General features: G+C 51.5%; 5 protein-coding genes. 2 read left to right on the top strand and 3 right to left on the bottom strand.

The features are described 5' to 3' along the window. Positions 1 to 120: 120 nt before the first annotated feature. A complete protein-coding gene (locus ACTF5Z_RS11145; protein ID WP_438985696.1) occupies positions 121 to 528 on the bottom strand; it encodes a response regulator in 408 nt (135 codons plus the stop codon). 221 nt (positions 529 to 749) lie between these two features. On the opposite strand from ACTF5Z_RS11145, the gene ACTF5Z_RS11150 reads away from it, so the two are divergent. Next, positions 750 to 1,670, top strand: coding sequence for a helix-turn-helix domain-containing protein (locus ACTF5Z_RS11150; RefSeq protein ID WP_438985697.1), 921 nt, complete (start codon positions 750 to 752; stop codon positions 1,668 to 1,670). A gap of 102 nt (positions 1,671 to 1,772) precedes the next feature. After that, on the top strand, positions 1,773 to 2,642 hold the full coding sequence (locus ACTF5Z_RS11155; RefSeq protein ID WP_438985698.1) for an SDR family NAD(P)-dependent oxidoreductase: 870 nt from the start codon (positions 1,773 to 1,775) through the stop codon (positions 2,640 to 2,642). An 86-nt stretch (positions 2,643 to 2,728) separates the two neighbouring features. On the opposite strand, the gene ACTF5Z_RS11160 is transcribed toward ACTF5Z_RS11155, so the two are convergent. Both ACTF5Z_RS11160 and ACTF5Z_RS11165 read right to left on the bottom strand, forming a co-directional pair. After that, a complete protein-coding gene (locus tag ACTF5Z_RS11160) occupies positions 2,729 to 3,238 on the bottom strand; it encodes a nuclear transport factor 2 family protein (RefSeq protein WP_423849005.1) in 510 nt (169 codons plus the stop codon). Positions 3,239 to 3,331: 93 nt separating this feature from the next. Continuing rightward, positions 3,332 to 4,208: aldehyde dehydrogenase family protein (locus ACTF5Z_RS11165; RefSeq protein ID WP_438985699.1), on the bottom strand; the 877-nt coding region annotated here is incomplete at its 5' end.

Consider the following 4,208-nt stretch of genomic DNA (forward strand, 5'->3'; position numbering starts at 1 on the left):
ACAAGCGCAGGTCGTTCAGATAAGCCGAAATTGACCAAAACTGAAACCGCTAACACGAACAGTAAACCGATGACCATTCCTTGGGACGAAATCTGAAGAGCATCAATACCGATCTGTGAATCAATCAAGATCAAGCCCCAGCAATTTTTCCAAGGTCGAAAGATCAAAAGGTTTTGGTAGTACGACGCAGTTACGGTAGATCGAATCGTGGCCTCTCGGAGGCTCGGTAACACGTGCGGTAATTAAGATCACGTTCTCAATAGGCAGTGGGGGTGACAACTCGGTCACCAGACTCAAACCATCACGCCCAGGCAGAGTCATATCAATTAGGGCATGCGACAAAAAGTCGGAATGCTCTCGATCGGTCAAAGAAAATTCGTTATTCCGCATGGCTCGAATACATTGCTCCGCTGAGTCGTAACCCACGACTCGCACATCTTGCAGTTGAGCCCACCGCACTAGACTGCGTCGCACCCCCTCATCGTCTTCAACGATAAGTAAACCTGAGGGTTTGTATTCAATACTCATAAATCTGTGAACTTTCCTCGGAACAGACAAACAGCAGGTTTACGGGATCTTTTACCCACTCTACTGCAGCTGGCAACGTTATCAATTGCCCCAAAGGGCAAATATCGACTTATCAGCTGCCCCAAAGTGCAGTTGTTAATGTGCAAAGTCGGCCCCAAGGGGCAATTAACTTTTGCAAAAGGATCGATATGCTTATAGCAGGTTAGAAAAGGAGATCTGATATGGCAAGTGAAAGTACAATGACCGAAGCACTGCGAACAGGCGATCTGATTCGCCACGGCAGGACGTCGCTAGGTATGACGCAAGCTGAACTCGCGCATTTCCTCGCCCAACGTAGCTCGGTCTTTACGGGGGTCGATACGGTGACCATTAGCCGCTGGGAGGCGAGTCGAGTCTATCCCTCGACCAAACGGCTGATCGCATTCGCGAAGATTTTATATCCGCAGCACACTCGGACCACTCTTAAGCACATGATCAAAGACCGACCGAGGGGCAGCCAGGCTTGCCCGATAAGCAAAGTAAATACTTACACTCACCATCCCTATCTGATCGGGGAAGAGAATCGAGCCTTGATTTGTAGCACGAATATAGACCGATTAATCAGTGGCTCCAGCCGTTGCGTAGATCCATTTTACCAGGCACTGCAAAACGCTGAATCTTCCGATAATCGGGACCATGATTTTAAGCTAATGGTTACCGACCCATCGACCGACGAAGTATTTGGCCACCTAGTCGCATCAACAATACAACTTGCACACCCCGAGCAAAGCAGCTATCGGGGCATCATCATTTCATCGATGTATGCTGGCAGTAACACAATATTTGAGTTTCTATTTAGTCAATTCTTCCGTTTTGCAGTTCAACAAGACGTCGATGCGTTTTATTTTATTGCCTGCGATCAGCAACAACGAAGCTTTGCAAAGCGATTGGGCATGACAGGCGCTCGCTTATCTTTGCCGCAGGACGTAGAATTTTTTATCAAGTACCGAGACGCTGAGGTTTTTGTGGGCAGCTACTACGACGTGCTCGCGCATCCCGATTTTTCAGGCCTTTTTGCGAGTGACATCCCAGGCTACCCAATGCAGCAAGAAGAGGAAGCTCGCGCTGAGCGACAATCAGAGGAAGCTGCTAAGACCGGCTAGGCTCGTATCGCGTTCGCGACGCCCTCACATGGACTAAGAGCCGGGCTAGTCTGCAAGCAGTAACACCGTTATGCTGGTTTGAAATATAATCAGGAGGTAAGTATGACTGCTCGCGTAGCACTTGTAACAGGCGCCAGCCGAGGCGCCGGGGCTGGGATCGCAAAGGGCCTGGGCGAACTGGGCTACACCGTATACGTTACTGGCCGCACCATTACCCCCGGTGATGCCAAAGGCTGGGACGGGTCGGTGTTACCGGGCACGGTAGCTGAGACCGCCGCGGAGATTACCGCCCGTGGCGGCAAAGGGATTGCCGTCGTATGTGACCATTCGGACGACACCCAGGTGGCAGCGCTATTTGAACAAATCAAACGCGAGCAGGGCCGTTTGGACATGCTCGTGAACAACGCAACCTATATTCACCATCAACTGATCGAGAAAAAACCGTTCTGGGAAAAGGAACTGGATGCGGTAAATATTCTGGACGTTGGTTTACGATCGGCCTACGTCGCAAGCTGGTACGCTGCGCAAATCATGGTACCCCAAGGCTCAGGCTTGATCGGTTTTGTTTCGTCTTTTGGCGCCGACTGCTACATGCATGGACCAGCCTACGGCGCGCAAAAAGCGGGCATCGATAAATTTGCCCACGACATGGAGCACGATCTACGAGGTACCGGAGTCGTATCGGTATCGCTCTGGCTCGGTCCGCAGATCACCGAGCGCTCGGAAATAGCACGCAAAACCAACCCCGAGCAATATGAAGAGTTCATCGCCTATGCTGAAAACCCAGAATTTTCAGCACACATTTTTGATGCCATCGATCACGCAAGTAATCGTGACGAACTGTCAGGTCAGACGCTGATTGGTGCTGAAATCGCATTAGAACTGGGCATCAAAGATCGCGGCGTAGACCGACCATCGCACCGTGAAATGCTAGGCAACCCGCGGCCTAAAAATCCTGCTGCCGTTTACTAGAAGAAGTGACTAGGGTGCTCTGGCGATTGCGCCACGACACCCTCCGGCCCGCCTGGGCTCCACACCTCAGTTTGCTGGTGTCAGCCTTACATCACATCGGCGAGGGTGCGGGCTGCCACATCCACACGCAATGAACCGGGCTCGTAGTTACAGACCATGACCGTGCGATACTCAGTTCGAGATTTGGCGATACGCCAGCCAGCTTCGGTTTTAACATAATCATCATGATACAAGGCGCTCAGCATCGTCAGCGTGTGATCTTGAGTATTGATGTTGCGGTAGTTCAGCGACCAGACGCCTTTTGCAGTTTTCTCATCAAGGATCTCGATCTCGGGGTTGGCGCCGTGATGCATGTCGAGAACATAATCATGACATCCGCGTGGTACAAACACATCATCAACAAAGGTGTCGCGATTATCGCAGTACCCGAAGTAGTCCATGTCCACAATGGCGCCTTGGGCGACAAAGCACTCTCGCACAGCTTCTGGTTCTTGCTTATCACACGCGTTCAGGTACCTCGCCTTTAAGGCTTTGATTTCCTCGATGGCCTCAATACGCTCAACGCGCGCCAGCAACTCTTTTATTGTTTGATCCATGACCTTCCCCTCGTAGTCGAACGCCTCGATCCTACACAAGTTTACAGCGAAGGTCTTGCGACCCAGAGCAGCAGATTTACTACAAATGAGTGCCTAGGTCAGGCCGCCGACGAGGCAGTATTTTATTTCTAAGTACTCGTCAATACCGTACTTAGAACCTTCACGCCCAAGACCCGAATGTTTTACGCCGCCAAAAGGCGCCACCTCGGTTGAGATGATCCCCTCATTTACGCCTACCATGCCGTATTCTAGGGCTTGCATGACACGCCAACTTCGACCCAAGTTTTGGGTGTAAAAATAGGCGGCTAGGCCGTATTCAGTCGCGTTGGCGATGGCAATGGCTTCATCTTCGGTGCTAAATCGCACAACAGTCGCAACTGGTCCGAAGATCTCGTTACTGAAGATCGCCATCTCAGGGGTCACCTCGGTCAATACTGTGGGCGCATAAAAGGCACCATCGCCGTCAACGCGATGGCCGCCAGCCACAATTTTGGCGCCTTTGTCGCAGGCGTCTGTCATCAGCATCTCAACTTTATCGAGAGCCGCATGGTTAATCAGAGGTCCGACTGTCACGCCTTCCTCAGCGCCGTTACCCACCTTCATGGCGCTAACCCGCTCGCTGAGCTTAGCGACAAAGTCATCGTAAACCGAATCTTGAACTAAGAATCGGTTTACACAAACACAGGTTTGGCCTGCATTGCGATACTTCGAAACCATAGCGCCATCGACCGCGGCATTGATATCTGCATCGTCAAAAACAATAAAGGGGGCATTGCCGCCAAGTTCAAAGCTCAGTTTCTTCATGGTATCAGCCGACTGACGCATCAAGATTTTGCCAACGGCGGTCGAGCCCGTAAATGAGAGCTTTCGAATGGTATCAGACGCGCATAGAATGCCGCCCACCTGCGCGGGCTGAGTCGTTGTGATTACCCTAAACAAAGGCGTGGGAATGCCTGCCTGTTGCGCCAAG

Source organism: Aequoribacter sp. (assembly GCF_965659035.1).
Taxonomy (GTDB): domain Bacteria; phylum Pseudomonadota; class Gammaproteobacteria; order Pseudomonadales; family Halieaceae; genus Aequoribacter.

Bases quoted from the DNA above. Each gene is read 5' to 3' on its own strand.
- ACTF5Z_RS11160 (WP_423849005.1), bottom strand. From the start codon at position 3,238: ATGGATCAAACAATAAAAGAGTTGCTGGCGCGCGTTGAGCGTATTGAG.
- ACTF5Z_RS11155 (WP_438985698.1), top strand. From the start codon at position 1,773: ATGACTGCTCGCGTAGCACTTGTAACAGGCGCCAGCCGAGGCGCCGGG.
- ACTF5Z_RS11145 (WP_438985696.1), bottom strand. From the start codon at position 528: ATGAGTATTGAATACAAACCCTCAGGTTTACTTATCGTTGAAGACGAT.
- ACTF5Z_RS11150 (WP_438985697.1), top strand. From the start codon at position 750: ATGGCAAGTGAAAGTACAATGACCGAAGCACTGCGAACAGGCGATCTG.